At 33.8% G+C, this 25610-nt stretch carries 29 protein-coding genes, 2 other RNA genes and 2 pseudogenes; 17 read left to right on the top strand and 16 right to left on the bottom strand.

Translation table 11 applies throughout. The annotated features are described in order from the left end of the window. Window position 1: 1 nt before the first annotated feature. The 4 genes from AAGD93_RS07210 to recA form a co-directional block, all read right to left on the bottom strand. Window positions 2-1345: an amino acid carrier protein gene (locus AAGD93_RS07210; protein ID WP_341819432.1), complete on the bottom strand. Its 1344-nt coding sequence runs from the start codon at window positions 1343-1345 to the stop codon at window positions 2-4. 22 nt (window positions 1346-1367) lie between these two features. Next, window positions 1368-2138 (bottom strand): CDP-alcohol phosphatidyltransferase family protein, encoded by a 771-nt coding sequence (locus tag AAGD93_RS07205; RefSeq protein ID WP_341819431.1) that lies wholly within the window; start codon window positions 2136-2138, stop codon window positions 1368-1370. Continuing rightward, window positions 2135-2827 carry a phosphatidylserine decarboxylase gene (locus AAGD93_RS07200; RefSeq protein ID WP_341819430.1) on the bottom strand — a complete coding sequence of 231 codons (693 nt, stop codon included), beginning with the start codon at window positions 2825-2827 and terminating at the stop codon, window positions 2135-2137. The genes AAGD93_RS07205 and AAGD93_RS07200 overlap by 4 nt, the downstream gene beginning before the upstream one ends. 171 nt (window positions 2828-2998) lie before the next feature. Next, the gene (recA, locus tag AAGD93_RS07195; protein WP_012673345.1) at window positions 2999-4066 is read right to left on the bottom strand and encodes a recombinase RecA; all 1068 of its coding nucleotides are present in this window, start codon (window positions 4064-4066) and stop codon (window positions 2999-3001) included. A 624-nt stretch (window positions 4067-4690) separates the two neighbouring features. Between recA and AAGD93_RS07190 the strand changes: the two genes are divergently transcribed. Continuing rightward, window positions 4691-5653 (top strand): J domain-containing protein, encoded by a 963-nt coding sequence (locus AAGD93_RS07190; RefSeq protein ID WP_410529900.1) that lies wholly within the window; start codon window positions 4691-4693, stop codon window positions 5651-5653. On the opposite strand, the gene AAGD93_RS07185 is transcribed toward AAGD93_RS07190, so the two are convergent. Then, entirely contained in the window at window positions 5621-6910 is a 1290-nt protein-coding gene (locus AAGD93_RS07185) for a folylpolyglutamate synthase/dihydrofolate synthase family protein (RefSeq protein ID WP_341819428.1), read from the bottom strand. The genes AAGD93_RS07190 and AAGD93_RS07185 overlap by 33 nt on opposite strands. Further along, window positions 6907-7497: a phospholipid-binding protein MlaC gene (locus AAGD93_RS07180; RefSeq protein WP_182367199.1), complete on the bottom strand. Its 591-nt coding sequence runs from the start codon at window positions 7495-7497 to the stop codon at window positions 6907-6909. Before AAGD93_RS07180 ends, AAGD93_RS07185 begins: the two co-directional genes overlap by 4 nt. A gap of 109 nt (window positions 7498-7606) precedes the next feature. On the opposite strand from AAGD93_RS07180, the gene ssrS reads away from it, so the two are divergent. From ssrS to AAGD93_RS07165, 3 genes are all read left to right on the top strand, one after another. Then, a non-coding RNA gene (gene ssrS / locus AAGD93_RS07175) (6S RNA) lies at window positions 7607-7768 on the top strand. Between the two features lie 19 nt (window positions 7769-7787). Beyond that, on the top strand, window positions 7788-8249 hold the full coding sequence (locus AAGD93_RS07170) for a type II toxin-antitoxin system RatA family toxin (protein WP_341819427.1): 462 nt from the start codon (window positions 7788-7790) through the stop codon (window positions 8247-8249). Window positions 8250-8302: 53 nt separating this feature from the next. After that, entirely contained in the window at window positions 8303-8989 is a 687-nt protein-coding gene (locus AAGD93_RS07165) for a DsbA family protein (RefSeq protein WP_341819426.1), read from the top strand. Window positions 8990-9018: 29 nt separating this feature from the next. On the opposite strand, the gene AAGD93_RS07160 is transcribed toward AAGD93_RS07165, so the two are convergent. Next, entirely contained in the window at window positions 9019-9297 is a 279-nt protein-coding gene (locus AAGD93_RS07160) for a DUF2671 domain-containing protein (RefSeq protein WP_006279425.1), read from the bottom strand. Between the two features lie 250 nt (window positions 9298-9547). On the opposite strand from AAGD93_RS07160, the gene AAGD93_RS07155 reads away from it, so the two are divergent. Then, window positions 9548-10195 (top strand): O-methyltransferase, encoded by a 648-nt coding sequence (locus tag AAGD93_RS07155; RefSeq protein WP_010081993.1) that lies wholly within the window; start codon window positions 9548-9550, stop codon window positions 10193-10195. 1 nt (window position 10196) lies between these two features. On the opposite strand, the gene AAGD93_RS07150 is transcribed toward AAGD93_RS07155, so the two are convergent. Both AAGD93_RS07150 and AAGD93_RS07705 read right to left on the bottom strand, forming a co-directional pair. Beyond that, on the bottom strand, window positions 10197-10850 hold the full coding sequence (locus AAGD93_RS07150) for a glutathione S-transferase family protein (RefSeq protein ID WP_065094500.1): 654 nt from the start codon (window positions 10848-10850) through the stop codon (window positions 10197-10199). Between the two features lie 107 nt (window positions 10851-10957). Next, a pseudogene (locus AAGD93_RS07705) lies at window positions 10958-11074 on the bottom strand (WPE palindromic element domain-containing protein); the annotation flags it as partial. A 236-nt stretch (window positions 11075-11310) separates the two neighbouring features. Here AAGD93_RS07705 and ffs point away from each other — a divergent pair. The 3 genes from ffs (at window position 11311) to AAGD93_RS07130 (ending at window position 13242) form a co-directional block, all read left to right on the top strand. Then, an RNA gene (gene ffs, locus AAGD93_RS07140) (signal recognition particle sRNA small type) lies at window positions 11311-11400 on the top strand. A 21-nt stretch (window positions 11401-11421) separates the two neighbouring features. Then, window positions 11422-12906, top strand: a complete 1485-nt coding sequence (gene dnaX, locus AAGD93_RS07135) for a DNA polymerase III subunit gamma/tau (protein WP_341819425.1) — start codon at window positions 11422-11424, stop codon at window positions 12904-12906. 3 nt (window positions 12907-12909) lie between these two features. Continuing rightward, the gene (locus AAGD93_RS07130; protein WP_010963017.1) at window positions 12910-13242 is read left to right on the top strand and encodes a YbaB/EbfC family nucleoid-associated protein; all 333 of its coding nucleotides are present in this window, start codon (window positions 12910-12912) and stop codon (window positions 13240-13242) included. 84 nt (window positions 13243-13326) lie between these two features. Here the strand turns inward: AAGD93_RS07130 and AAGD93_RS07125 are convergent, their stop codons facing one another. Further along, window positions 13327-13479: a hypothetical protein gene (locus AAGD93_RS07125; protein WP_182319668.1), complete on the bottom strand. Its 153-nt coding sequence runs from the start codon at window positions 13477-13479 to the stop codon at window positions 13327-13329. Window positions 13480-13528: 49 nt separating this feature from the next. On the opposite strand from AAGD93_RS07125, the gene AAGD93_RS07120 reads away from it, so the two are divergent. The 5 genes from AAGD93_RS07120 (at window position 13529) to dnaN (ending at window position 17555) form a co-directional block, all read left to right on the top strand. Continuing rightward, window positions 13529-13678: a hypothetical protein gene (locus AAGD93_RS07120; RefSeq protein WP_153296800.1), complete on the top strand. Its 150-nt coding sequence runs from the start codon at window positions 13529-13531 to the stop codon at window positions 13676-13678. 196 nt (window positions 13679-13874) lie between these two features. Continuing rightward, window positions 13875-14573, top strand: a complete 699-nt coding sequence (locus AAGD93_RS07115; RefSeq protein ID WP_341819424.1) for an acyloxyacyl hydrolase — start codon at window positions 13875-13877, stop codon at window positions 14571-14573. 317 nt (window positions 14574-14890) lie between these two features. Further along, window positions 14891-15784, top strand: coding sequence for an RNA polymerase factor sigma-32 (locus AAGD93_RS07110; RefSeq protein WP_341819423.1), 894 nt, complete (start codon window positions 14891-14893; stop codon window positions 15782-15784). Next, on the top strand, window positions 15777-16274 hold the full coding sequence (locus AAGD93_RS07105; protein WP_006279310.1) for an invasion associated locus B family protein: 498 nt from the start codon (window positions 15777-15779) through the stop codon (window positions 16272-16274). Before AAGD93_RS07110 ends, AAGD93_RS07105 begins: the two co-directional genes overlap by 8 nt. A gap of 123 nt (window positions 16275-16397) precedes the next feature. Beyond that, the gene (gene dnaN / locus AAGD93_RS07100) at window positions 16398-17555 is read left to right on the top strand and encodes a DNA polymerase III subunit beta (protein ID WP_038199350.1); all 1158 of its coding nucleotides are present in this window, start codon (window positions 16398-16400) and stop codon (window positions 17553-17555) included. Between the two features lie 79 nt (window positions 17556-17634). Here the strand turns inward: dnaN and truA are convergent, their stop codons facing one another. From truA to AAGD93_RS07075, 5 genes and pseudogenes are all read right to left on the bottom strand, one after another. Beyond that, on the bottom strand, window positions 17635-18372 hold the full coding sequence (truA, locus tag AAGD93_RS07095) for a tRNA pseudouridine(38-40) synthase TruA (protein ID WP_010963021.1): 738 nt from the start codon (window positions 18370-18372) through the stop codon (window positions 17635-17637). A 71-nt stretch (window positions 18373-18443) separates the two neighbouring features. Further along, window positions 18444-18566 (bottom strand): annotated as a pseudogene (locus AAGD93_RS07090) (IS630 transposase-related protein); the annotation flags it as partial. 284 nt (window positions 18567-18850) lie between these two features. Then, window positions 18851-19609: a cytochrome c1 gene (locus AAGD93_RS07085; protein ID WP_341819926.1), complete on the bottom strand. Its 759-nt coding sequence runs from the start codon at window positions 19607-19609 to the stop codon at window positions 18851-18853. 410 nt (window positions 19610-20019) lie between these two features. Beyond that, window positions 20020-21249 carry a cytochrome b gene (locus AAGD93_RS07080; protein ID WP_006280242.1) on the bottom strand — a complete coding sequence of 410 codons (1230 nt, stop codon included), beginning with the start codon at window positions 21247-21249 and terminating at the stop codon, window positions 20020-20022. Between the two features lie 123 nt (window positions 21250-21372). After that, a complete protein-coding gene (locus tag AAGD93_RS07075; RefSeq protein ID WP_341819422.1) occupies window positions 21373-21549 on the bottom strand; it encodes a J domain-containing protein in 177 nt (58 codons plus the stop codon). 72 nt (window positions 21550-21621) lie between these two features. On the opposite strand from AAGD93_RS07075, the gene AAGD93_RS07070 reads away from it, so the two are divergent. Both AAGD93_RS07070 and AAGD93_RS07065 read left to right on the top strand, forming a co-directional pair. After that, window positions 21622-21747 (top strand): hypothetical protein, encoded by a 126-nt coding sequence (locus AAGD93_RS07070; protein WP_341819421.1) that lies wholly within the window; start codon window positions 21622-21624, stop codon window positions 21745-21747. A gap of 87 nt (window positions 21748-21834) precedes the next feature. After that, the gene (locus tag AAGD93_RS07065; RefSeq protein WP_341819420.1) at window positions 21835-23364 is read left to right on the top strand and encodes an N-acetylmuramoyl-L-alanine amidase; all 1530 of its coding nucleotides are present in this window, start codon (window positions 21835-21837) and stop codon (window positions 23362-23364) included. A 19-nt stretch (window positions 23365-23383) separates the two neighbouring features. On the opposite strand, the gene AAGD93_RS07060 is transcribed toward AAGD93_RS07065, so the two are convergent. Next, window positions 23384-23635, bottom strand: a complete 252-nt coding sequence (locus AAGD93_RS07060; RefSeq protein WP_264719019.1) for a J domain-containing protein — start codon at window positions 23633-23635, stop codon at window positions 23384-23386. 169 nt (window positions 23636-23804) lie between these two features. Here AAGD93_RS07060 and AAGD93_RS07055 point away from each other — a divergent pair, with 169 nt between their 5' ends. Further along, complete coding sequence (locus tag AAGD93_RS07055; RefSeq protein WP_182319735.1) at window positions 23805-24368, top strand: NifU family protein; 564 nt, start codon at window positions 23805-23807, stop codon at window positions 24366-24368. Then, the gene (hisS, locus tag AAGD93_RS07050) at window positions 24365-25591 is read left to right on the top strand and encodes a histidine--tRNA ligase (protein ID WP_341819419.1); all 1227 of its coding nucleotides are present in this window, start codon (window positions 24365-24367) and stop codon (window positions 25589-25591) included. The genes AAGD93_RS07055 and hisS overlap by 4 nt, the downstream gene beginning before the upstream one ends. Window positions 25592-25610: the final 19 nt, after the last annotated feature.

The raw sequence follows: 25610 nt of genomic DNA, 5'->3' as shown, positions 1-25610 counted from the left end.
GTTAATACCCTTTAGAATTGTAATAAGAATCTATTGTATTCAAAACTTCCCTTCTTAGTAGATATATTGCAACAGCATTTGGAATCATAAGGCACATAAACAAACTGTCACCTAGATAAGATATAAATTCTATATTCTTTGACATACAGCTGATATACACTGAAACCACTATAAGAATTTGGAACGGTATCAGTATTTTTTTACTACCAAATAAATACAGCAAAGCAACTTCACAGTAGTAACAATAAGCTATTATTGTGGAAAATGCAAAGGAAAACATCATTAGCGGAAAAACTAACTTGCTGAACAAGGGCAAAGCTGTTGAAAATATCGAACTAATTAGTGTAATATCACCCACGTTATCAGTGCTATGCATACCAGTGATAATTATCACAATACCAGTCAAAAATGAGATTAATATTGTGTCTATAAGTGGTGCAATCATTGCAACGCACCCAACTTTAATTGGATCTTCTTCTTTTACAGCTGAATGTGCTATAGCTGCTGTTCCGGTACCTGCTTCGTTAGCAAACACTGATCTTCTCACTCCGGCTATTAATCCGCTCAATACTCCGCTTCCTATAGCTGATTTATTGAAGATATCTTGGAATATTATGGATAGAGCATTCAGCAAATTACTTCCGTTTACATAAATTAAATATATACACATACCCACATATAGCACTATCATAATTGGTGCTAAGCTCGTTGAAACGAAAGCAATGCGCTTTATTCCTCCCAATATTACAATAAAGACAAGCAGGGATATAATAATGGATGCGTTGTATTCTAGGAGGTTATTTGATAGTGCTGCTATTTGATTTGCTTGAAATGGTATACCGCCCAAAATCATTGCAATAAGTAGCATAATCGCATAAGTGAAGGCAAGAAATCTACCAGTTTTTGCAAATCCAATTTTTGCAAGCCCGTACTTCATGTAATAAAAAGCCCCGCCAGTTGTATTTTCAGAGCGATAAATGAATGCAAGCACCACCTCGGCAAACTTTATCGACATACCAAGTATTCCAGTAATTACCATCCAAAAGACTGCACTTGGGTCCCCTATTGTGATAGCTATTGCAACTCCTGATATTGTTCCAAGGCCAACTGTTCCTGAGATTACTGTTGCAAATGCTTGAATATGAGTGATGATACCATTGTTATTACCATTACACTTTAGATTGAATAGTGTCTGTATTCCATATTTAAGTAACCTAAAGTTAATGAATTTGAACTGGGCAGTACAAAAGATTCCAGTTGCAATTACCCAAATAATTATAAATGGAATGTTGAATATCTTTATGTACAGAAATGAATTTAATAGTCCACTTATCTTCAAAATCATGCAGTTTTCTATTTTTTGTTAGCTAACGAGTTTTATATGTAAAATATATGTAAAACCCGATGCTTATTGGAATAGTAAGTGTATACACTATACCTAAAATTGGTAGAGTCATCCAGGGCTTACTGATGAAAAATACAATAAGTACTCCAAAAAATGACACAAATATATAGGATAGGCTTTTGGGAATATAAATATATTTTGCGGAGAAAGTTGGAATGTGACTTATCGAAAAAAATGAAATGGCCAGAAAGTAACAAGCTACGTTTCTTGTGTTAAAAAATCGCTCTATGAGAAGTAAGTATTCACTCTCATGAGATTGAAAGGTAATAATTATTGGCAACAAAGAAAGTAAAGCACACACTGGAGCTGGAACACCAGAAAAGAAAAATTTTTCCCAGTATGGTTTTTCTGAGTGTAGCGAAACATTAAATCTTGCAAGTCTTATTGATATGCAGATTACGTATATCATTACTAAAATCCAACCTATGACTTTAATTTCGTTTAGCTTACAGAAATACAAAAGAAATGCAGGCGCTGCACCAAAATTTAGAAAATCTGCAAAAGAATCAAGCTGGGATCCAAAATCGCTAGTTGATTTTAGAATTCTAGCTATTCTGCCATCCATTCCATCTATTATTGCTGCAATGATGATAAAAATTACTGAGAATTCCCATTGTTCATTAAATGTAAATTTAAGTGAAGTGAGACCAGAACATAAACCCAATAAAGTTATAAAGTTTGGGAATAATTTAGTAATAGGTAAGAATCTACTGTTACTTTCATCGTTATTCATATAACATCAAAAGTAAGCTTCTCTTGAACGTTTTCCTTATTTAAGTTTGCTATAATTGTTTCACCACCAATAACAGTTTGCCCTTCTGAAACTCTTACTTCTATATCAGCAGGAACATAAATATTCACTCTACTGCCAAATCTTATAATTCCAAACCTTTCACCTGCTTTTACGTTCTGGGATACTCCTAAATTACAAACGATACGACGTGCAATTAATCCAGCTATTTGCTCCACAATAATTTCTTTTCCCTTTTCGTATTCAATTATAATAACCTGCTTTTCATTTTCATTACTAGACCTATTGCTCATTGCGGATACAAACTTGCCTTTTTTATAACTCATTTCTTTTATCATACCAGATATTGGTATACGGTTCACATGGACGTTCAAAACACTTAAAAATATGCTAACAAGCGTGAATTTCTTCTCTTCTCCATTTTCTGCCGATAAAGGATAACTAACTTCCTCAATTTTTGAAACCACACCATCAGCAGGACTTAATATAAGATCCTTATTGTTTGGCACAGCTCTTGCTGGATCACGAAAGAAATAAGTACACAATAATGTCGGGAACAAGCACGTAACACCAAACCCCCAAGATATAGAGAATGCTATACACGTTACTATAAAGGAAACTACTATAAATGAATAACCTTCCCTGTTTATATTAGGTAAACTAAAACACATAATCTTATTCACAATAACCTATTGTTAACAATTTATCATTTATAATTTCTCATGAAAAGCTTTTTTTAACTGCTTCAGCAAAGTCTTTTTGATACAAGACAGATTGTTATATTAGCACACCATCATACTGTAACAACCCGTCCAACACAAAATCTAATGCCTAAGTTTAGATCAGAAAACTGATTCTTCTAAAAGTTGCTCACTATCCTCGTCTATTATGATAGAATTATCATGATTTCTGAGTAAATCTCTGATTTTCGTTTCTATTTCATTTGCGACTTCTTTGTTTGTTTTTAGGTAAGTTTTTACATTCTCTCTTCCTTGCCCAAGACGTGTGTTGTTATATGAATAGTAAGCGCCTGCTTTTTCAAGCACACCAAGCTTTGCTCCCATATCTATTATTTCTCCGAGTTTTGATATACCTTCATTGTACATTATATCAAATTTCGCTTCTCTAAATGGAGGAGCAACTTTATTTTTTACAACTTTAACTCTTGTTTCATTGCCTGTAATATTTTCTTTGTCTTTTATTACACCAATTTTTCTTATATCAAGCCTTACAGAAGTATAGAATTTTAATGCATTTCCACCCGTGGTAGTTTCAGGATTTCCATACACTACTCCTATTTTCATACGAATTTGATTAATAAATATCAATATACAGTTCGCTTTTGAAACGGCAGAGGTTAGTTTCCGTAGCCCATGACTTAAAAGCCTTGCTTGCAGCCCCATGTGCTGATCACCCATATCACCCTCAATTTCAGCTCTTGGAGTTAACGCTGCAACAGAGTCAATAACTATCACGTCAACCGCGCCAGAACACACTAAATACTCAACAATATGCAACGCCTGCTCTCCAGTGTCTGGTTGCGAAATTACTAAATCATCAGTGCTCACCCCAAGTTTGCGAGCATATAAGACATCCAATGCATGTTCTGCATCGATAAATGCGCATGATCCTCCTTTTTTTTGTGCTTCAGCAATCACGTGCAAGGCAAGAGTGGTTTTACCAGAACTCTCGGGACCAAATATTTCAATTATACGCCCTTTTGGCAGACCTCCAACACCTAGAGCCGAATCAAGCGCAATTGATCCTGTGGATATTGTGTCTATTTTTTCTACAGGGTTTTGCTTCAACTTCATTATTGCACCTTTACCGAATGCTTTTTCAATCTGGCTTATTGCGTTATCTAGCGCTTTTTGTTTATCACTATTTCTTTCTTCTGGGTTACTTGCCATAGATCATTTATTAATTTATATAATTCTCTATGATAATCAAACGCGAATAACCTGCCAAGGTTTTTCTAGTATTTATGTATTATTTCAATGAAAAATATTAACGTTTTCATAAAGCAGATATTTGTTTGCCTTCGTTAGTAACACACTATACTTTAGTGTACGAACGTTGCAATTTGCAGCATAGCAGGTGGTGTCATCCAAGTAGCCAACACTGAAATGACTAAATTCGAAATGGCTACATGAATTTATTGTAAATTACTACCGTATAAGGTGCGATGCAACAAAGCCATTCCAGTGTCAGCTACTTGAATGACACCTCTTAGATGGGTCAGCTACTCAGATCTGCCATGAAAACTGCAACCCTAAATGTTGGAGCACTGTCGTACACTAAGCGCTGTAATGACAATTTTAGTCGCTTCATACACTTATCATGCTAGTCATAACAGAAATAATTTTTACCAGAGATATTTATAAAATAATTGACATAGTTTGGAAATATGTATATTATAGAACATTGATAGTTAGTTAATTTGTAGGTGTAATGTGGCTAGAAATGTTTTGAATGAAAATGAGTACCACGCTTTAAAGCAGTTGTTTTTAACATTTAATATTCAAAAGGAGGATGTGGTAAATTCTGACATTAAGAATATTAAGAAAAAGCTTAGTCAACAATACCGTAAATTATCGTTAAAATATCACTCAGATAAAAACCCAAACAATAAAGAAGCGGAGGAGAAATTTAAGGTTATTGCATTAAATAAGCCATTTTTTGAAGAATTTATAATAGAGCCATTGGAGAAAGGTCTCAATAAAAGAAATAATTTAATAAAAGAATTACGCGGTAAGTTGTGGAGTCGCAGTTATGAAGAATTGCAAAAATACTTAGATGATAAGTGCAGAAATAAACTCTATAATAAGCAGCAGTCAATTAACAATAATGTAACTGCTTATGTAAAATATTCTTCTTATTCAAATCTCTTAGGAGTTCTTTTAGTATCCTTCACATCAATTGCATTTTTAATAATTAATGGTATTTCTTCTAATGTACCAATAGCAGTAGGTTTTCTTGCTCCCTTGTTAGCAGGATCTATTTTAAATCTAGCTGTTAAGAGCATTTATACTAGAAATGGGAAAGAGTTTAATCATCAGACTAATATTTTATTATTGTTTAACTTTGACCAAGAATGCGAAAATTTTTCAAAGAGTGATAGGACTAAATTAAAGTGGCTAAAAAATTCAGTTATTTTGAGCAACACAATCTGTACATCTTTAATGTTTTTCGGTGTGGGATTAGATTTAGTTGCCAACGGCTTTGGTATAACTAACTCTATGATGTTATCCGGCTTATTACTTTCATTACCATTCACGCTTTTAATTGTTACTTCACCTATTTTAAATGCTGCAAGTAATTATATTCTCAAAAAGACAGCTATAAATTCAATTGAGGAGCAATTTAAAGGTGATGATCAGTTTATAGAAGTCGATAACGAAAAGCCAAGCAGTACTATGAGCAATCAAAGTTATTTCCCCATCGGTCAGTTAATATCATCAAAGTTAGCTATTCTCCATAGCGAAGTCTCTAGCTAGGAACAATGAGCCACAGATTAGTATGGTTTTGACGTTTTGGGTAGAGGCTTTTAATATGTGATTTGATATTGCATCGCCAATTGATTCACATTCAACTGCTTTTATTCCTATGTTATTGGCTTTTTCCCTAATCAAATTTGTATTTGTTGCTTTAGGTTCAGACTTAACACAAACCGCACATAGTAGCTTGATATATGGCTTTAAGTGCTCTAAGAACTCTTCCACATTTCTGTTACTAGTAACACCAAAAACCATATAAATACCTTCAGCAAAATTATCTTTTACCCACTGAGATAGTACTCTAGCACCATCATTATTGTGTGCACCATCTAAAAATAATTGCCAATCTTTCGGTAGTAGGAAAATTAAATTACCTTCTTTTATAGACTCTAGCCGTCCAGGCCAATAAGTGCACTGTAAACCTGAAGTGATATCCTCTTCTCCAATATCAAATTCATACTTTCCACTTAAAATACTACATGCTGCAATAGCATTGCCTGCATTAATCACCTGATGATCACCCTTTAAAGATGGCAAAGGAAATTCTATTGATTGAATAGCTGATTGAAAAACCATTTTGTTGTTCTTTTTTTTGCAATTCCATTCAAGGCCTCCTCTATACAGAGGAGATTTCTTATTTATTGCATGGAATTCTAGTGTATTCATTATAGACTTTTTTTGTGGTGCTATTACACAAGGAATATTAGGTTTCATTATTCCAGCCTTTTCACCTGCTATGGTTTCTACAGTAGGGCCAAGATATTCTGTATGATCAAGGGCAATGGAAGTAATGATTGTTAAAATCGGACTATCTATAACATTTGTTGCATCAAGCCTTCCACCCATACCCACTTCAACTAAAGTTATATCGGCTTTATGACGAGAAAAAGCTAAAAAAGCTGCAATAGTTGCAGCTTCAAACAGAGTGATAGGTTGTTCTGCAATTACGGCACGGCATTCTTCTAACAAGCTATATAATTCATTATCGTCGATATAGCTGCCGGCTATCACTATCCTCTCATTAAAACTCACTAAATGTGGAGAAGTGTATGCGTGGACCTTATACCCTGCTGCTTGCATTATATATCTTATAAATGCTAGTGTTGAGCCTTTCCCATTAGTTCCAGCTATATGAATTGCGGGAGGCATTTTTTTCTCGGGGTTATCTAGTTTGCTAAGAAAGCCTTTTATGCGATCAAGAGAAAAATCATTCGGCCTGCTACCAAGTGGCTTAGGCCAATGAGGCATATATATCATAGATTGTTGTTACATTTTAATTCATCTATCACACTTGCTATGCCATGTGTGTCGATTTTTTCACTAAATTGAGAACGTTGATTAATAGCAATACTTATTCCACTCATTACAACATCACTTATCAAGAAAGAACTGTTATTTTTAGTAACTTTGAAATCAATATTTGTAAATTCTTCATCACCGTAAGAAAATCTTGTACCAATTAAGCAAGTTTCATCGTCAACTGCTTTTGTACTCATTATGATCATTTCACTATCATGCATGTATTTATATAAAATTTTAACGCACAAACGCGTAAGATACACTTCATACTCTCTTAAAAAATCTTCTTTTTCTTTTTGTTTAACTAAAGCCCAATGTTTCCCTATAACGAATTGCGATATTCCTTTGAGGTTAACATTATTCTGAATGACCTCCTGAAGCTTTTCGTGTACATGCTCTAGGTTTTTTCTATTTCCTTTTGTAGATATACCATCCACTTGTTGCTTCATAGTATGCACAAAAATTTTGTGATCTGTACAATTAGTATAAGCACTTGAAGAAATTACAATAAAAACAATAATGATTAAAACTTTAGTAATGTTCATAAGATAAACTATAATACTTAAAATGCAAAATTTAATAAAGATTAAATAATAATCGCTGACTTTAATATACCTATAGACATGCCCTGTGTAAATCATCTATAATTCAAGTAGGGGTCTGTGCTATACGTTATGAGTTAAGTTAAATTTCCCGAGCGATAATTTCTAGAGAAGGGAATTGCCTCTGCTGGTTTCGTGGAAACTAATATGCGATGCCCACCTTAACTTCAGGTCTCAGGAATCTACTAAGGCTGACGGTAGATACGGATCCTTTTTTGATTGGTACTAAATTTATGCTTCATCAATACAGAGAACAAGGTACCTTCCTATGTTCGCCTAATGAAGTATTCAAAATTGTAATTGATGTTGAAAGGTATCCTGATTTTGTTCCTTGGTGCAAAGCCGTTTATATAAAAGAAAAAATTAACAACCAAATGGTTGTGGATCTCCTCGCAGCTTTTCATGGAATTAAAGGAAGGTACACATCAGAAGTTACTTCTCTTTCTCCAAGTGGAACAAATGAAAGTTGGATAAAAGCTGTATCATCAAATGGAATATTTAAACATCTATACAATGAATGGCAATTCATTCCCATAGATGAAAATAAAACCATGGTAAAGTTTTATATAGAGTTTAAGTTTAAGTCCAACTCATTTTCAACCCTATTAAACTCAGTATATAAATATACACAAAGTAAAATAATTGCTGCATTTAAAGACAGGGCTGAAAGCCTTGCTAAACAAAAGTTACCTTGACATTATTTATATAAATATATAATTTTTTTAGTAAGTTAAGTATTTATATCGTAATGATTTTTAGACTATTGCTTTTATCAATTTTTATAAGTGTTAATTCTTATGCAGTTGTTAACCAACATATTCAAAAAGAAACTAATGAAATAACATCAAAGGAGTTACTATCACTATTACCCGATGATAAATTATTAGGAGATCCAAAAGCACCAATTCTAATGATAGAATATGCTTCATTAACTTGCTATCACTGCTCTCTTTTTCATAAGAATGTTTTTCCTAAAATAAAAAAGAAATATATAGACACAGGTAAGATGTTATATATATTTCGTCATTTTCCTTTGGATTACAGAGGGCTAAAGGCTGCAATGCTAAGTCATTGCTACGAAAAACAAGAAGACTACTTTAATTTTAACAAAGCTGTTTTTAACTCAATAGATTCGTGGAATTACTCCAATTTGAGTGATTTGACTTTACTACAAAGAATTGCTGCACTAAGCAACTTAAAGCAAGATGCATTTAACCAATGCATTAATGATAAGAAAATAATGGATAAAATCGTAAATGATAAATCACTGGCAATTAATAAACTTGGTATCACAGCCACTCCAATATTTTTCATCAAGCTTAACGATGATAAATCATATATAGAGCATAATAAAGTTAAACATGGAGGGTATAAAGAGCTGAAATACTTCACTAATGTGATAGATAAATTATATGGAAAAGCTATAGTGAAGTAATACCACTGTAGCTTACCATATAAAAGACTCTATGCTGAGTCATTGTTTTTCACTACTGTTTGTTGTTTTTTACGCTCAAACTCTCTTTTTTTACTGTGCCAAGTGTAGTAATACATAGCGATTTTATTCTCTATTAATACTATTGTCCCATCATAAAACTGAACCATATCCATAACTTTTCTCTGAGCTTCATCAAAACGTTCTTTATACTTTTCACGATAAGCTGGATTATGTAGTAACATAACCCCTTCATTCTTGTTAGATTTTTTGTTTAACGTTTCAACTTCACCAGCAATAGTATAAGACATATAACCCCCTCTAATTGATTATAAAAATTATATTTTAAAAAGAGAAATGCGCATAAACAATCCCTTTAATTCTAGCATAATAATCGACTGTTTATTATACTAGTTAACTATAATACGATATATAATAATTTTTGTCACTTAAAATTTTATACTATGAAATAATAACTTAAAATAAATATTTTTATTATTTTAAACTATATTATTATATTTATAAATTGTGTATGAATTAAGTCTCCCTAATTTATAATATATGCGTAATAATTTTAGTATAAAATTGTCATACATAAGAAATCTATTTGCAAAAGAATATAAAAAAATAGAAGAATATTGTATTCTTGAAAAAAAGCAACATATTCAAATTGGCCCTGAAGAAGGAAAGCTATTAAGTTTATTTATAAAAATCCAAAAAATCAAAAGTATTGTTGAGATTGGCACGTTATACGGTTACTCGTCGATTTGCATGGCAAAAGCTCTACTAAAAGACGGTCATATATATACAATAGAAAATAATCCTCAACACTCAAGAATAGCAAAAAAAAATTTTAGTGCTTTTAATCTAAGTGATAAAATTACTCTAATAGAAGGCGATGCACTGGAAAAAATTAATGAATTATCAGCAAAAGCACCATTTGACATGATATTTATTGATGCTGACAAAAGTAGTTATCCTAAGTATTTAGATTGGGCAGAGTCATACATTAAACAAGATGGGCTAATCGTTGCAGATAACACTCTACTGTTTAACACAGTATTTTTAGAATCGCCTCCAAAAGAAGTATCAGAAAAATCATGGCATGCCATGAGGGAGTTTAATAATAGATTATCAGATGAAAAAAAATATTTCTCTATATTGATTCCAACTGATGAAGGAATGACTGTAGCTTTAAAGCTAACATAAGTTAAAAATCAAGGTCAGCATAATGTTTAGGAGGGATTAAACCAGAAATCCTCTCTAATAATATCTCACGAAAACAAGGCTTTGATTTAACAATGGAGTACCATTCTTTTAAAATTTTACTTTTTTCCCATGGAAAACTACTTACATAATCCATTACGGAAATATGCGATGCTAAAGTAATATCAGCTAAAGTGAACTTATCAGTTGCAAGCCAAACGTTCTTGTTAATTAAGTGTTCGATGTATTCCATATGGCAAGGCAGGTTATGCTGAGCTGCATGAAGAAATCTAGAGTCAGGGCTGCGGTTAGTAATTACTTTTTCATTCATAATATACTTAGTAACTTCATTGTAAAATTTGTTATCGAACCAATTGATTAGAGCGCGTATTTTAGACTTAATAATAGTGGATGAACCAAGTAATTTGACGTCGCTATTGTAAGTCTCTTCTATATATTCACAAATGGCATTACTATCCGCTATTACAAAGTTATTATCTATTAACACTGGTACTTGCCCGGTTGGATTGATCTCCATAAATTCATTCCGCTTTTCCCACGGATTTTCATACACTAGATCACAGCCTAATTTTTTTTCTTTTAGAAAAGCTCTAACTTTTCGTGAAAATGGACAAAGAGGAAAATGATATAAAATCATAATGTTCCTCTTTTGTTATACCAATATCCTTTTTTTGTTACTCTATGGCTTGACCTACAACTGTACGAACTTTCTTTGTAGTCCACAGAAGTTTGCGTAGCAGGTAGTGTCATGCAAGTAGCTGACACTGGAATCCAGTTCTTGTTATACAATTGCCTAGTGCGCTCATTTACAGTTAAGTTTTCTGGATCCAAGTAGTCAAGCACTGGGATGACATCCTTTTCGGTAAAAATTGCTCTTATATCACAACATTCATACAGCTGTATGCCTAGGCACTGGGATGACATAAATAAGCGCTGAAATGACATAAATAAACATTGGAGTGACAATCTTGTAGTGACTTGCATGACAACTAACTTTTTGTTTACTTCAAAATAGCACTGTAAAAAATTTAACATATCAAATTATAGAGCTAATATAGGATATACCTTGCTAAATAAAAAAAAAAGTATAATATTTTATAAGGTATGCAGGCAAAAACTCTGTAATTTGGTCAGATCAGAAATGAAGCAGCCATATCAGAACCTTTTTGGGTTGCATACCTATTTCATTATTTGTTTTATCCGAGGCTATGAATATAGCATTAAAACATCGTCCTAGTAGCTTCAAAGATCTAGTAGGTCAAGATATATTAGTGCGTGTATTAGAAAATGCTTTTATTTTAAACAAAATCCCACAATCTATACTGCTCTCTGGTAGTAGTGGAGTTGGTAAAACCACCACTGCAAGGATAATAGCTTTATGTTTGAATTGTTCCCTGGGGCCAATTTTTGAACCTTGCGGATCATGTGAAAATTGTCTAGCAATAAAAAATTCAAGCCATCCAGATGTAATTGAAATCGATGCAGCAAGTCACACTAGCATTGACGATATTAAAGTAATCCTGGGAGATATTTGCTATTCACCTATAAGCTCTAAATTCAAAGTCTACATTATAGATGAAGTACACATGCTATCTAGCAGTGCATTTAACGCATTACTTAAAACCCTAGAAGAGCCACCATCTAGTGTAAAGTTCATTTTAGCAACTACGGAAATAAAAAAGATACCAATAACTATTATTGCACGTTGTCAAAGATTTGATTTACACAACATTCCTGTAGCTAAAATAGTGGAACGTTTAAATGATGTTGCACAAAAAGAGAGTTATTCCATTGAAAAGGGAGCATTAGAATTAATTGCACGACACTCTGGAAATTCAATGCGTAACGCCTTGTTTTTGATGAATCAAGCAGTGCTATATAGCAAAGATGGTGCAATATCCGCTAAAAATGTGACAGACATACTTGGCCTAGTGGATAAAGATATTATATTCGATCTATTAGGGGCAATATTAGAAGGTGATTTACAGAAAGCTCTATCAGTGTTTGACAAGGCGGTAAAAACAGCAAACCCACTTAGTATTTTTGAAGGTCTATTGCAAACAATTCAGTTAGTATGCCGTTTTTTGATTACAAAAGAGATTGATAATGCAGTTACAGAGCATGAAAAGAATAGGATAAAAGATTTAAGTATAAAGAGATCTTTAATATTTTTTTCGAGATTGTGGAAGATGTTGCTTAAAGGTATTCAAGATATAAAAACTTCAACATGCAACGATGTTGCTGCTGAAATGATGTTAATTAGCCTCTGTTATCTTTCTGATCTGCCTTCTCCGGAACAGGTGGTCAAAAAAATTCTTTCGCAGAATGCACAGCCGGAAAATACGCGTAATGTAAGAAATGAACAGCAACAAAATTATGATTTTGACAAAGTTTTGCAACTATTAAGGCGGAGTAACCAAATTTATCTTTACAAACAACTGTATAATAATCTACAATTAATAGATTGTAAACCTGGATATTTAAAATTAAAAGCTGTATCTAAGTTGGATAGCAATTTTTGCAATGATTTAAAAAATTACTTAAACCAGGTGACTCAGCAAGAGTGGGTTATTGCAGTTGATACAGGTTATATAAACAGGGAAGTGAGTAATTTAAATTATGCACCTGCAGTTAAGGATATCCTTGACACGTTTAAAGGTGCAAAAGTAGTTAATATAGAAAATAAGGAGTAAGTTGTGGATTTTAGTCAAATAATGAAACAAGCGCAAGAGATGCAAAAAAAGCTTGCAGAAGCTCAAGAAAAATATGTTGGAAAAGAGTTTCAAGGTATTTCTGGTGGTGGCAAAGTTTCTGTATTAGTGGAAGTCATAAAAATAGGTAGCTATAAAGCTAAAAAGGTGAACATAGACTTAGAACTTATGAGAAATGAGGAAAAAGATATAGTAGAGGATTTAGTAACAGCAGCGTTTAATGATGCCGTTAAAAAAGCAGAAGAAGATATGGCGAATGCAACTTCTGATCTTGCAGGTATGATGGGTTTACCATCTGGGTTTAAACTTCCTTTTTGAATTTACTACTGAAGTTTCTTTTAGTGTAAGTATTTTTTTTCTAATATTCCCAACGCTAGTACTTCTTCATATAATGTACCTATACTAGCATAGCCCTACGTCATACCGTGATTCATTCCACAACTGTACAAACATTGCAATATGGCACGATATCACATAGTAAACGATGTCATTCCAGTGCTTGACACTGGAATCCAGCCTTGCCGTAATCTCATCAAGAACGTTGTGCTTTAACATAAAACGGCTACTTTTATGCTTACCAACTTAATAAAATTCCTGGATCCCAGTGTCAAGCACTGGGATGACAAGAAGAGGGTACTTGAATAAGAGGCATTGCCCTCCTGGTAGACTCAAATTGCAATGTTCGTGTAGTTATGGATTCATTCGCGGTATCTCATCCGCTAACAAGCAGCGGAATGACGAGGTCTTTCGATAGTAAATCTTACCTATGTTAGCTATACCAAAAAATCAAGAGTAAAAAAGTCGTATTTATTCATTAATAAAATCTTTGTCTTCTCCTAAAAATTAGTTAAAATGTAAGATATTTTGTGTTATTAAGTTAGCACTTGACTTAACTTTAGTTGTTACTTAGACTGCTAAAGTGGAATTTTAATTTTTTTACGAGGACAATTATGCATTATAAAAAGTTTTTTTCAGCAGCCGCTTTAGCAACGTTGCTAAGTTTATCAAACTCTGCTTTTTCAGATCCTGTTGGTCCAATAAGTGATGAAGAAACTAGCTACTACGTTCGTTTGCAATACAATGGTGAATTTTTACCTCTTTTCACAAAAGTTGATGGTATTACAAATGCAACAGGCAAAGAAAAGGATAGTCCCTTAAAAGCATCTTTTATAGCTGGTGGTGGTGCGTTTGGCTATAAAATGGACGACATTAGAGTTGATGTTGAAGGGCTTTACTCATGGTTGAATAAAGATGCAGATGTAGTAGGTGATACAGTTGCAGATAATTTAACAGCAATTTCAGGACTAGTTAACGTTTATTACGATGTAGCAATTGAAGATATGCCTATCACTCCATACATTGGTGTTGGTGTTGGTGCAGCCTATATTAGCACTCCTTTGAAAACCCCTATAAATGATCAAAAAAGTAAATTTGGTTTTGCTGGTCAAGTAAAAGCTGGTGTTAGCTATGATGTAACTCCAGAAATCAAGCTTTATGCTGGAGCTCGTTATTTCGGTTCTTATGGTGCTAATTTTGATGGAAAAAAAACAGATCCTAAAGATTCAACCAAACAGGTTACTGATGCAGGCGCATACAAAGTTCTTTACAGCACTGTTGGTGCAGAAGCTGGAGTAGCGTTTAATTTCTAGTTTATCTCAGTCTTGTTATCCCAGTGGGTTTTTTCTTGTCATCCAAGTAGCATGACACTGGGATCTAGAAAAAGAAATGTGGATTCCAGTGTCAAGGCACTGGAATAACACTATTTGCTATGTGTTTAAGCTATAACGTTCACCATTGTATTGATAGAATATCATCTAAAGTTACATAATGTTATCCAATTAGCTAACACTGCGGCCTACTGTCTCCAAGAAATTAGATGGAAAATTTGTACTTTTTTCAAATCAAAGCTTGAATTTTTGCTGGAAAATCAATATATTATATGCATGAAGTTTTAATTTAAGTTGTTATGTTGACCTCAATGGCAAACTTATGTGTCGATAGCAGAACCAATCTTATGCAATATATTGCTAGGGTGCAAAAATTTCCTATGCTGTCTCAAGAGGAAGAGGTACGATTAGCAAAAAATTGTAACCAATATAAGGATGTTTCTTCTGCTCATAAATTGATTACCAGCCATTTGAATTTGGTAGTGAAAATTGCAATGAAATTCAAAAATTATGGACTATTGTTGATGGACCTGGTCATGGAAGGGAATATGGGTTTAATGCATGCAGTGAAAAAGTTTAATCCTGATTTAGGGTTTCGTTTTTCAACTTATGCGGTGTGGTGGATTGAAGCTTCAATAAAAGACTTTATATTGAAATCTTGGTCGTTTGTGAAAATAGGCACAACGCAAGCACAAAGAAGATTATTTTTTAGTTTACGTAAAATAAAAAAAAGAATTTTACAGTATAAAAACAGGGAAACCTTAAATAATGAAGAAATAAAAGCAATATCTAATGAGCTTTCTGTATCCGAAGGAGACGTTCTGCAGATGAATTACCGTATGGCTTGTAAGGATCAGTCGCTAAACGATTGCATAAAAATAGGTGATGACTCTAAAAGGGAGCTACAAGATATGATCCCATGTAACTTGGTTAGTCAAGAAGTAACCTATCAGAATCATGAAGAAAAAGAATTAAAAGAAACAATTTTAAACAATGCACTAGCGAGCCTCAACGAAAGGGCAAGAGACATTTTTATCAGTAGATATTTGTCTGAAAACATTCAAACTCTGGATGAACTTAGTAAAAAATATTGTGTTTCAAGAGAAAGAATAAGGCAGTTGGCTGAGCAGGCGATGGCTAAGGTAAAACAATATATACAATCTGAAAGTTTGAAATTTTGTTTGCATGCGTAGTTTTTTTATATTTCTAATATTTTTTTCGATAGGCGCTTTTGCATCGGTTAGTGATGTACAATTGAAGGAAAAATATAAAGATTGGCTCGTGTATACTGCATTGGAAGATGGAGAGAAAGTATGTTATATTGTATCCTATCCTAAAAAAAAAAGCGAATATTATACAACCAATCGCAAGCCGTATGTAATGGTTAGTTATGTTGATAAAAAAGCAGATGAGGTAAGCGTTACCTCTGGTTTTCAGTATGATAAGGAGCCTGTAGCTCTCAATATCGACAAAAAAATTAAATATACACTGCCCATAATACAGGGAAGTTTTGCGTGGGCAGAGCATACAAAAATAGATCAAGATCTCATTCTAAAAATGAAGCAGGGATTATCAATGGTAGTTAATGGAAAAACAAAAACAGTGACCATTGATGATACTTATTCCCTACTTGGTTTTCAAAAAGCGTATCAAAAAATGCATGATTTATGCCATACAAAGTAAATTATTGTAACAGAATACCCAGCTATAGTATAAACTAGACTACTCTTTCAATGGAAATATAAATAGCACTTTACTTTATATGGGATGTGGATATCATTTAAAATATATTTTTGAGAGTTAGCAATGTCAGAGGTTGCAGGTGTAGATACAGAAATCAAAAAGCAAAATTCTGTGTGCGAGCAGATGCGTTTTAGCGTGAGCCGCACAAGTCTTTTAAATACATTATCCAGAGTAAGTGGAGTGGTTGAAAGGCGTAATGCAATAGATGTTTTGGCGTGTATAAATATCAAAGCACAACACGGCAGCATAAAATTAATGGCAACTGATCTTGACATTTCAATGTTTGCCTCACTTGCTGCAACCGTATTAACAGAAGGAGAAGTAAAAATTTCAGCGCATACTTTACATGACATAGTGAAGAAGTTACCCGCTGATTTGGATGTCAATTTTGAAGTAAACAACCAAGGAAAATTATTGATGTCTTGCGGAAATGCAAACTTTTCTTTACCGAATGTAGTTTCAAGCAGCTTTCCTGCTCTTGAAGAAGACAATTATAAACATGATTTTACTCTACTAAATACAGACCTGATAGACTTATTAACTAAAACAAAATTTGCTGTATCACTAGATGATACAAGGTATAATTTAAATGGAATATATCTACATACAGATGAGCAATTTCTGTACTGCGTTGCAACTGATGGCCATCGTTTATCATGTATAAAGAGGCCAAAGCCTGGGAACATCAATGGCGAATTTGGTGTGATCATTCCACGTAAAACTGTTATGGAGCTGTTAAAAATATTGGACGATTGTAATGAAATTAAAGTAAAACTCTCAGACAGAAAAATCAAGTTTACATGCGGTGAATATATTCTAATATCAAAATTAATAGATGGAACTTTTCCAAATTATAAAGCAGTTATTCCAGCATCTCAAGATAAGCATATGATTATTGAAAGTAAAAAACTTTCAGACGTTATAGATCGAGTTTCCGTTGTTGTATCTGATAAAGTAAAATCTATTAAATTCTCACTACAAGAAAAGCTGCTAACTCTGCATTCAAACTCCCAAGAGTGCAGTGATGCAACTGAATCCATAGAAGTGGACTACAATGAAGCCCCTATAGAAATAGGGTTCAACTCGCGTTATTTACTTGATGTTCTATCCTGCATAAAAAATAAATGTAAGTTTAGCTTAGCCGATGGTAATAGTGCTACAATTATCACTGATGAAGACGATTCAAGTGCATTATATGTAGTAATGCCAATGAGAACTTAAACTCGTCATCTCGCTGCTTGTTAGCGGAATCTGGAGATACCGTTGCGGTATGGCACTTATTTCACTAGCTTTTATTAAATTAGTAATCTATCTTTACCAAATATAAGCCAAAAGGTGGTGCAGTAACTCCAGCGGCACTTCTTTTGCATTGGTTTAATATATTTAGCATTTCTTGCGGATTGGTTCTATTTTTTCCAAATTCAACTAAAGTACCCACAATAATCCTCACTTGGTTATGTAAAAAGGAAATAGCAGATATTTTGATGTGTATATGATTCCCATTTTGTATTATATCGATATCATCAATTGTTCTTATCGGATTTGCGGCTTGACAATCTTTTGAACGGAAACTTGAAAGGTCATGTTTTCCAAGTAGATGTTTAGCAGCTTCACGCATAATATTTACATCAAGTGGGCTAAACACTTGCCATACATAACCCGTCTCCAGAGCGGCAGGAGCATAGCGATTAACTATTCTATATTCGTAATATCTTTTTTTTGCTGAAAACCGTGCGTGAAACGCATCATCTACAACTTCTGCATTAAGCACGACTATAGGAATTGATTTTAAATGATAGTTTATTGCATTCCTTATTCTATAAAGCTCAAATTCCTTTTCCATATCAAAATGAGCAACTTGTCCTAAAGCATGAACTCCTGCATCAGTCCTGCCACCACAGTACAAAGTAACTTTCTCACCACTAAAATTAAATATAGCATTTTCTATCTTCTCCTGGATTGAGTTAGCAGAGTGTTGCTGTTTTTGCCAACCAGAGAAATTACTACCATTATATTCTACCGTTATTTTGTATCGCACTGCATTACATCAAGCTCTATCTAAAATAGTCATTTTCTATCTTAACATAATTTATGGTCAAGCCTACAGTGCTGCCACTCCCATAAAGTAGTTCGTCCAATCTTAAATCTTGCTGCCACTGCTTCTCTGCTTTCTCCTTCGTCTAGCGCCTCCATTGCTTTTTTTCTTAAATCATAACTATATGCTGCTGGCATTCAACCTCCTTATCATTATCTATCCTTATCACATCCGGACTTCTATGAAAAGAGCTATAAATCGTGAAAAAGAACTGCTCATTAAGTGCTATTTGCTTAATAAATTTACTGACATTGGTATGGCTAAATTCGAAATGGCTACATGAATTTATCGTAAATTATTACCGTATAAGGTACGATGCGACAAAGCCATCCCAGTGTCAGCTACTCGGATGACACCGTCATAAAGGAACCAGTGTTAGCTACTTGGATGACAACCATTGTGCTTGAGGCAAAATTGACTATCACTTCTTTTTATAGAGCTTGCTCCAAACTTTGTTGTTAGTTAATATAAAAAACACTGTTAAAATTATAAAATACGCCACTACTTTTAATCCAAGTTTATGCCGGCGCTCTAATTCTGGCTCTGCTGCCCATTGTAAAAAATTTATCACATCATACGCCATATTTTCAACTGTGGCTTGCCTTGCACCATCATATTCCACCATTCCTTCAGAAAGTGGTGGCGCCATAGCTAATCTGCCTGTTGGAAAATACGAATTAAAATATAAATCATTTTCATCGTGTTCGCCGTTTTGATAGCCTGTTAACAATGAATAGACATAATTTGCACCATCATGCCTTGCTTTAATAATTAATGATAAGTCTGGTGGGACTGCACCATTGTTGCTTGCTGCAGCTGCTTCTTTTGTATCAAAAGGCGCAATAAAATAATCCGAAGGTACTCCAGGTCTGTCAAACATTTCACCCAAATCATTCGGACCATCTTTAACTTGATAAGAAGCTGCTATTTGTTTTACATCTTCTTCAGAAAAACCGACATCTTGCAAATTACGAAATGCTACCCTATTTATTGAATGACAAGCAGCACAGACTTCTTTATACACTTTATAGCCACGCTGAATTGACTCTCTATCGAAAGATCCGACAATTCCATCAAATTTCCAGTCTATTTTCTTATTTGGTGATGATTTAAATTCTTCTGCAGATATAAGACTAGATAGAAATAACATGCAGAAGATTGCAAATACATTAGATCCCATGCATAACCACTGTTTTAGTAAATTTCGAATTGATGTCATGCAAGTAGCTGACACTGGAATCCAGCTTATTTCATCACTGACATTATGGTTATCATGCACTCCTAGAATCTGTTGTCCATTGCATGATTTGTAAGTATTTTTATACCTGGATCCCAGTGTCAAGCACTGGGATGACAACGGAAGATAGTGGAATGACACTGTGTGTTGTATACAACGTTCATACAATTGTGTACATGATGCTGGAATCCATTTATTTTTTTTCTGGATCCCAGTGTCAAGCACTGGGATGACAAAAGAGGGCTCTGGGATGACAGAAGAGAGCTCTGGGGTGAAAGAAGAGGGCTCTGGGATGACAGAAGAGAGTTCTGGGATGACAGAGAATTTTGTAAGAGATCTGCTTTGAATTGACATCACCTCATCTCCGGCACAGAATCACTTAAGGTTTTTGGTGGTTCTTTTGGCTTTTCATACTTACTAAGCAGTGGTAAAACTATCACAAAGTATGCAAAGTAATAAAGAGTAGATAGCCTACTCATAGTGATGTAAGGCTCTTTTACCTCTTGTCCTCCAAGCCAGGCAAGAAGTACAAAATTTATTGCAAAAACCCAAAAAAATTTCTTAAACACCGGGCGATAAGCACCACTTTTAACTTTTGATTTATCAAGCCAAGGTAACAAAAACCACACTAAAATAGACGCAAACATGGTAAGCACACCAGTAAGTTTATCTGGAATTGAACGTAGCATTGCATAAAAAGGTAAAAAATACCACTCTGGCACTATATGTACCGGAGTGACCATAGAATCAGCTTCTATATAATTGTCTGGATGCCCAAGATAATTGGGAGCATAGAAAACAAATGCGAACAAAACTACAAAAAACAGACCAAAAGTTATGCAATCCTTGACTATATAATAAGGATAGAGAGGGATGGTATCCTTATCTGATTTTACCTCCACTCCACTTGGGTTACCAGAGCCAAACCTATGCAGAGCTATCACATGAAGCATAGCTAAAGCAATAATAACAAAAGGCAGAAGATAATGCAGAGCGAAAAAACGGTTAAGTGTTGGGTTATCCACTGAAAAACCACCCCATAACCATATAACTATTTTATTGCCAATTAAAGGTATAGCAGAAAATAAGTTGGTTATAACTGTTGCACCCCAGAAACTCATTTGTCCCCAAGGCAATACATATCCCATAAAGGCAGTTGCCATCATTGCAAAAAATATAAATATTCCAATAAACCACACCATCTCTCTCGGTCTTTTATAAGATCCGTAATATAATCCACGCATTATATGAACATAGACTACCATAAAGAAGAGCGATGCTCCAACAGCGTGAGTGTAGCGTATTAACCACCCGTAATTCACATCTCGCATTATGCGCTCTACACTATTAAACGCATAATCAACATGCGGAGTGTAGTGCATAGCAAGAAATATACCTGTTATTATTTGTAAAATCAGCGCTATACCAGCCAAAGAGCCAAAGTTCCAAGCATAATTTAAGTTTTTTGGCACTTGGTAAGAAGCAGTGTGTCTTAGAAAAGAAAATATAGGCAATCTATATTCTATCCATCCTAATATGCCTTTTTCTTCTTTTATTGTTTCTTTTTTGTTATCTTCCTGCATAACTTAAACCTTTCTGAACACATGTCCATTGCTACTTTTATCTTATTTTTTTATTGTAGCAACTTATCCTTTACGCACAAATAAAAACTTTAAAGCAATATTAATTACCTCTTCAGCAACCTATCACGTGCTGCGTTTAATTTCTGTGCAAAATACTCTGAGCCTCCTTATATCTGGGTGAACTAATTTCATTAAATTTTGATATGCTTTATTGACTTCATTTTGACTTGCTTCAGGATTTAATCCACAACTGTACGAACATTCATTCTTGAAGGTAAACTGCACAGCAAATGGTGTCATTCCAGTCTGGAATCCAGCCTTGCCGTAATCTCATCAAGAACATTGTGTTTTAACATAAGATCAGCCACTTTTATGCTTACCAACTTAGTGCCCAATCAAAATTCCTGGATCCCAGTGTCTGGGCACTGGGATGACATCCTTCTGGTAGGCTCAAATTGTAATGTTCGTACAGTTGTGGATTTAATCCCAGTATTTTAAATGCTTTATCTTTGGACATGTTACTATTACTGGACTAGTATGATTTTGTCTTGTAAATTTATTCAACAACACTACTCTAACTATATAATGAAAAGTTATCTACAAAGTGTTTATGAAGATGGTATGAAAATCCAACTATCTAAAATCAACAAATATTTATTAGTTTTACTGATTACTGTCTCAGCATTTCTCATATCTGGGCAAGTATCCAGTTCAAGCAGTATCGAGAATGATTTCCAAGATTTACAAGAAAAATTACCATTATTGAAAGATCAGGATTTGTTATTTTTAGATCCAACTTCAGCTTTAAATTATGTTGATAGAGCCGGTGAAAAAGTGTTAATGGTTATAGTTCACCATACTGAAACATCAACATTAAAAGGTACAAAAGATACGCTGAATGCTAGAGGATTGTCAGTTCATTTTATTGTCGATAGGGACGGCAGCGTTACCTTAATGGTTCCATTAGAGAAAGAAGCATGGCATGCTGGTATTAGTTATGCAAGAGTTAAGATAAATAGCAAGCTTGAAGAGCTGCAGAAGCTTAACAATTATTCTGTAGGTATTGAAATTGTAAACACAGGACTTGAGCCTTTTCCGGAAGAGCAAATGAGGTCCGTTAAAGAGCTGATTTTATATCTTATGGAGCGTTTTAAAATTAAAAGGGATATGATATTTAGTCATTCTGAAATAGGAACTATAGTGCATGATCCAGAGCTTGGCTATACAATGCGTAAACCAGATCCACACAAATTGTTTGATTGGGAGTTATTAGAGAAAAATGGAATTGGATTGCACATAAGTGACAGAATAAACCCTAAAGATGCTAAACAGCAAATGGGCGAAATATTGTATAAAGCAGGTGATAGAAATGAAGGTATTTTGAAATTAAAACAAAGGCTGAACAGATTTTTCTATAAGATATTACCTTGGAATGATAAGAAAGGTAATGTAATTTTTCCTGATAATAATGCTGATTACTCAGATGAGTTTGATGAGAATTTTGTATGGGTTATTTATCAGTTTTCAATACATAATTTACCAAGAGAAATTAGAAAAGATTTACCTCTTAAATTAGAACAAGCAGATATATTTCCTGAATTCTTTAGTAAATATAGTCATGGCATTTCTTCTAGTTATCTAACCTTTAGTGAAAAAATTAAATCGACTCTACAACCATGTTTAAGCAAAGTAGATTATGAGAATTTATTATCTTCTCTTGCACAATATGAGAATAACATTTCTCCTGATGCATCTACCACTTTAATGTACAAAATTAAGTTATACTATGATTCTTATTTAAGATATCGCATATGGTCTTCACTCTATGAACTATTTAAGCTTAATGTATTGGAAGAGTTAGACATTTTAAAGAGTGGAGTGTTATCTTTAAAATCACTAGATAGCTCTAAAGCTGCAGAAGTTTCCAGTTTAATTGATAGCTTTAAAGTAGATATTTCTTTAGAATTTCAGGGTTTTGAAAAACAGTGGTTTCAGGAGTTTAAGAATGCTTGGAGACAAGAATTTATACCTTCCCTGGAAGAACAGATAACATGGACTGCGCTACATGAAGCAATATTGGAGTATTTAGAAAAAGCAAAGGAAGAAATTTGTTAAACGAAAACTTTTTTTAAGATCATTTTTTCAGCAACCTATCACGTGCTGCGTTTAATTTTTGTGCAAAATATTCCGAGCCTCCCTTATCTGGGTGAACTAATTTCATTAAATTTTGATATGCTTTATTGATTTCATTTTGACTTGCTTCAGGATTCAGCCCCAGTATCTTTAATGCTTCATCTTTGGATATGTTGTCACCAGTGTAATTTTCAGTATAACTTCTACTGCTATTAAATTCGTTCAAAAACTTACTCAATATAGAGTTCATCATGAAACTTATGTTATTTTTTTTTGTCAGGAAAAGAAAAAATACAACAACGCTAGGCAAAATAAATATAATTACTATGAATACTAAAAAAAGAAAAAAGATGAATGACATGTATATTTTTTTATCATTTTATGATTAAATAGTAACAATTATAATCGTCATGGTAAATAACATGTTCATCCAGATTGAAGAAACACCAAATCCAAATACACTGAAATTTCTCCCTGGATTTGCAATTCTAAACGAAGGAGAAACGGCTGATTTTTCAAATGCAGATGAAATAAAAAACTCCAAGTTAGCAGCAAATCTTTTTCAAATAGAACATGTGGTAAGAGTGTTTTTTGGTCATGATTTTATTTCAGTAACAAAATTGGGTGGAATTAATTGGGATACATTAAAAGTAGAAATTTTAACTACAATCATGGATCACTTTACTTCAGGTGGAAAAGCGCTAGATAAAGAAGAAGTGAATGATCCAGATGAAGAATTTTTTGATAAAAATGATATAGAAATTGTAAATAGAATAAAAGAATTGATGGAAAGTCATATCAAACCTGCAGTTGCTCAAGATGGTGGCGATATCAAATTTCGTGGCTATAAAGATGGAATAGTTTATGTTGAGTTGCAAGGAGCTTGCTCTGGATGCCCAAGTGCTGCAATTACTTTAAAGCAAGGAGTGCAGAATATGCTGAGCTACCACATACCAGAGGTTGCAGGTATAGAGACCACACTATGACTAATCAAACGGTTAGAGGAACAAAAGATCTCCTGTTTGATGAATGGTACAAGTTTAAATACATAGAGCAAACAGCAAACAGAATCTCAAGTTTATACGGCTTTTTGCCCGCCCAAACTCCAATATTTGAGTACACGGAGGTTTTTACAAAAACCTTAGGTGATAGCTCAGACATCATCACTAAAGAGATGTATAGCTTCAATGATAAAGGGGGAAAGAGCATAACTTTACGTCCTGAGTTCACTGCAGCGATTGTCAGGCTACTCATTGAAAAAAAACTGCAAACACCGATAAAATTATTCTCAACAGGACCTGCATTTCGCTATGAAAGACCGCAAAAGGGAAGACAAAGGCAATTTCATCAGATAAATTTTGAGGTTTTTGGCATAGAAGATCCAAAAGCTGATATTGAATTGATATCACTCGCTCAGCACTTACTAACTGAATTTGGCATCAATAAAAATGTAAAGCTGGAGATCAACTCTTTAGGTGATGGTGAAACAATAACTAAGTATAGAGAAGCTTTGATCTTATACTTTACAAAGTATCAAAATGATCTATCAGAAGATAGCAAAAATAGGTTGATCAAAAATCCACTCAGAATACTGGATTCCAAGGATGAGAAAGATAAATCAATAATTTCTGATGCGCCTAAAATCAGCAATTATTATACGAAAGAGTCCTCAGATTTCTTTGAACAAATACTAAATGGATTAACAATTCTTGATATACCTTATACCGTAAACAATAAACTAGTTCGAGGTTTGGATTATTATTGCCACACAGTGTTTGAATTTGTTACAGAGGATTTAGGTGCACAAGGGGCAGTTTTTGCCGGTGGAAGATACGATAATTTAGTATCTTCAGTAGGTGGAAAACACACTCCAGCAATAGGATTTGCAGGGGGTATTGAGCGCATAATGGAGTTAATCAATTATTCTCCGAAAGAAGAGCGACCTATTTACCTAATTCCAATCGGTAGAGAGGTTGAAAAACATGCTTTAACACTTGCAAATGAATTGCGCAGAAATGGTTTATATGTAATCTATGAATATAGCGGAACGCTCAGAACCCGAATGAAAAAAGCAAATCAAGCAAATGCTAAAGCTGCTTTAATTTTTGGTGATGAAGAATTGAGTAGTAAAACTTTAAAGATTAAAAACATGGATACAGGTGAAGAAAAAATAATTGCTCGCGATAATACAATAGAAAACATCTATTAGGAACAATGCAAATGTTTTT

Origin of the sequence: Wolbachia endosymbiont (group A) of Brachyopa scutellaris, from assembly GCF_964026995.1 — a bacterium.
In the GTDB taxonomy this organism is placed as follows: Bacteria; Pseudomonadota; Alphaproteobacteria; order Rickettsiales; family Anaplasmataceae; genus Wolbachia; species Wolbachia pipientis.
This window is presented reverse-complemented; position numbering and strand designations above follow the sequence as displayed.

What these genes read in the sequence shown, in the direction of transcription:
- AAGD93_RS07210 (WP_341819432.1), bottom strand. Translation starts at nt 1,345, where the DNA reads ATGATTTTGAAGATAAGTGGACTATTAAATTCATTTCTGTACATAAAG.
- AAGD93_RS07205 (WP_341819431.1), bottom strand. Translation starts at nt 2,138, where the DNA reads ATGAATAACGATGAAAGTAACAGTAGATTCTTACCTATTACTAAATTA.
- AAGD93_RS07200 (WP_341819430.1), bottom strand. Translation starts at nt 2,827, where the DNA reads ATGTGTTTTAGTTTACCTAATATAAACAGGGAAGGTTATTCATTTATA.
- recA (WP_012673345.1), bottom strand. Translation starts at nt 4,066, where the DNA reads ATGGCAAGTAACCCAGAAGAAAGAAATAGTGATAAACAAAAAGCGCTA.
- AAGD93_RS07185 (WP_341819428.1), bottom strand. Translation starts at nt 6,910, where the DNA reads ATGATATATATGCCTCATTGGCCTAAGCCACTTGGTAGCAGGCCGAAT.
- AAGD93_RS07180 (WP_182367199.1), bottom strand. Translation starts at nt 7,497, where the DNA reads ATGAACATTACTAAAGTTTTAATCATTATTGTTTTTATTGTAATTTCT.
- AAGD93_RS07170 (WP_341819427.1), top strand. Translation starts at nt 7,788, where the DNA reads ATGCTTCATCAATACAGAGAACAAGGTACCTTCCTATGTTCGCCTAAT.
- AAGD93_RS07165 (WP_341819426.1), top strand. Translation starts at nt 8,303, where the DNA reads ATGATTTTTAGACTATTGCTTTTATCAATTTTTATAAGTGTTAATTCT.
- AAGD93_RS07160 (WP_006279425.1), bottom strand. Translation starts at nt 9,297, where the DNA reads ATGTCTTATACTATTGCTGGTGAAGTTGAAACGTTAAACAAAAAATCT.
- AAGD93_RS07155 (WP_010081993.1), top strand. Translation starts at nt 9,548, where the DNA reads ATGCGTAATAATTTTAGTATAAAATTGTCATACATAAGAAATCTATTT.
- AAGD93_RS07150 (WP_065094500.1), bottom strand. Translation starts at nt 10,850, where the DNA reads ATGATTTTATATCATTTTCCTCTTTGTCCATTTTCACGAAAAGTTAGA.
- dnaX (WP_341819425.1), top strand. Translation starts at nt 11,422, where the DNA reads ATGAATATAGCATTAAAACATCGTCCTAGTAGCTTCAAAGATCTAGTA.
- AAGD93_RS07125 (WP_182319668.1), bottom strand. Translation starts at nt 13,479, where the DNA reads ATGTTAAAGCACAACGTTCTTGATGAGATTACGGCAAGGCTGGATTCC.
- AAGD93_RS07115 (WP_341819424.1), top strand. Translation starts at nt 13,875, where the DNA reads ATGCATTATAAAAAGTTTTTTTCAGCAGCCGCTTTAGCAACGTTGCTA.
- AAGD93_RS07110 (WP_341819423.1), top strand. Translation starts at nt 14,891, where the DNA reads ATGTTGACCTCAATGGCAAACTTATGTGTCGATAGCAGAACCAATCTT.
- AAGD93_RS07105 (WP_006279310.1), top strand. Translation starts at nt 15,777, where the DNA reads ATGCGTAGTTTTTTTATATTTCTAATATTTTTTTCGATAGGCGCTTTT.
- dnaN (WP_038199350.1), top strand. Translation starts at nt 16,398, where the DNA reads ATGTCAGAGGTTGCAGGTGTAGATACAGAAATCAAAAAGCAAAATTCT.
- AAGD93_RS07085 (WP_341819926.1), bottom strand. Translation starts at nt 19,609, where the DNA reads ATGGGATCTAATGTATTTGCAATCTTCTGCATGTTATTTCTATCTAGT.
- AAGD93_RS07080 (WP_006280242.1), bottom strand. Translation starts at nt 21,249, where the DNA reads ATGCAGGAAGATAACAAAAAAGAAACAATAAAAGAAGAAAAAGGCATA.
- AAGD93_RS07075 (WP_341819422.1), bottom strand. Translation starts at nt 21,549, where the DNA reads ATGACACCATTTGCTGTGCAGTTTACCTTCAAGAATGAATGTTCGTAC.
- AAGD93_RS07070 (WP_341819421.1), top strand. Translation starts at nt 21,622, where the DNA reads ATGCTTACCAACTTAGTGCCCAATCAAAATTCCTGGATCCCAGTGTCT.
- AAGD93_RS07065 (WP_341819420.1), top strand. Translation starts at nt 21,835, where the DNA reads ATGAAAAGTTATCTACAAAGTGTTTATGAAGATGGTATGAAAATCCAA.
- AAGD93_RS07060 (WP_264719019.1), bottom strand. Translation starts at nt 23,635, where the DNA reads ATGATGAACTCTATATTGAGTAAGTTTTTGAACGAATTTAATAGCAGT.
- AAGD93_RS07055 (WP_182319735.1), top strand. Translation starts at nt 23,805, where the DNA reads ATGTTCATCCAGATTGAAGAAACACCAAATCCAAATACACTGAAATTT.
- hisS (WP_341819419.1), top strand. Translation starts at nt 24,365, where the DNA reads ATGACTAATCAAACGGTTAGAGGAACAAAAGATCTCCTGTTTGATGAA.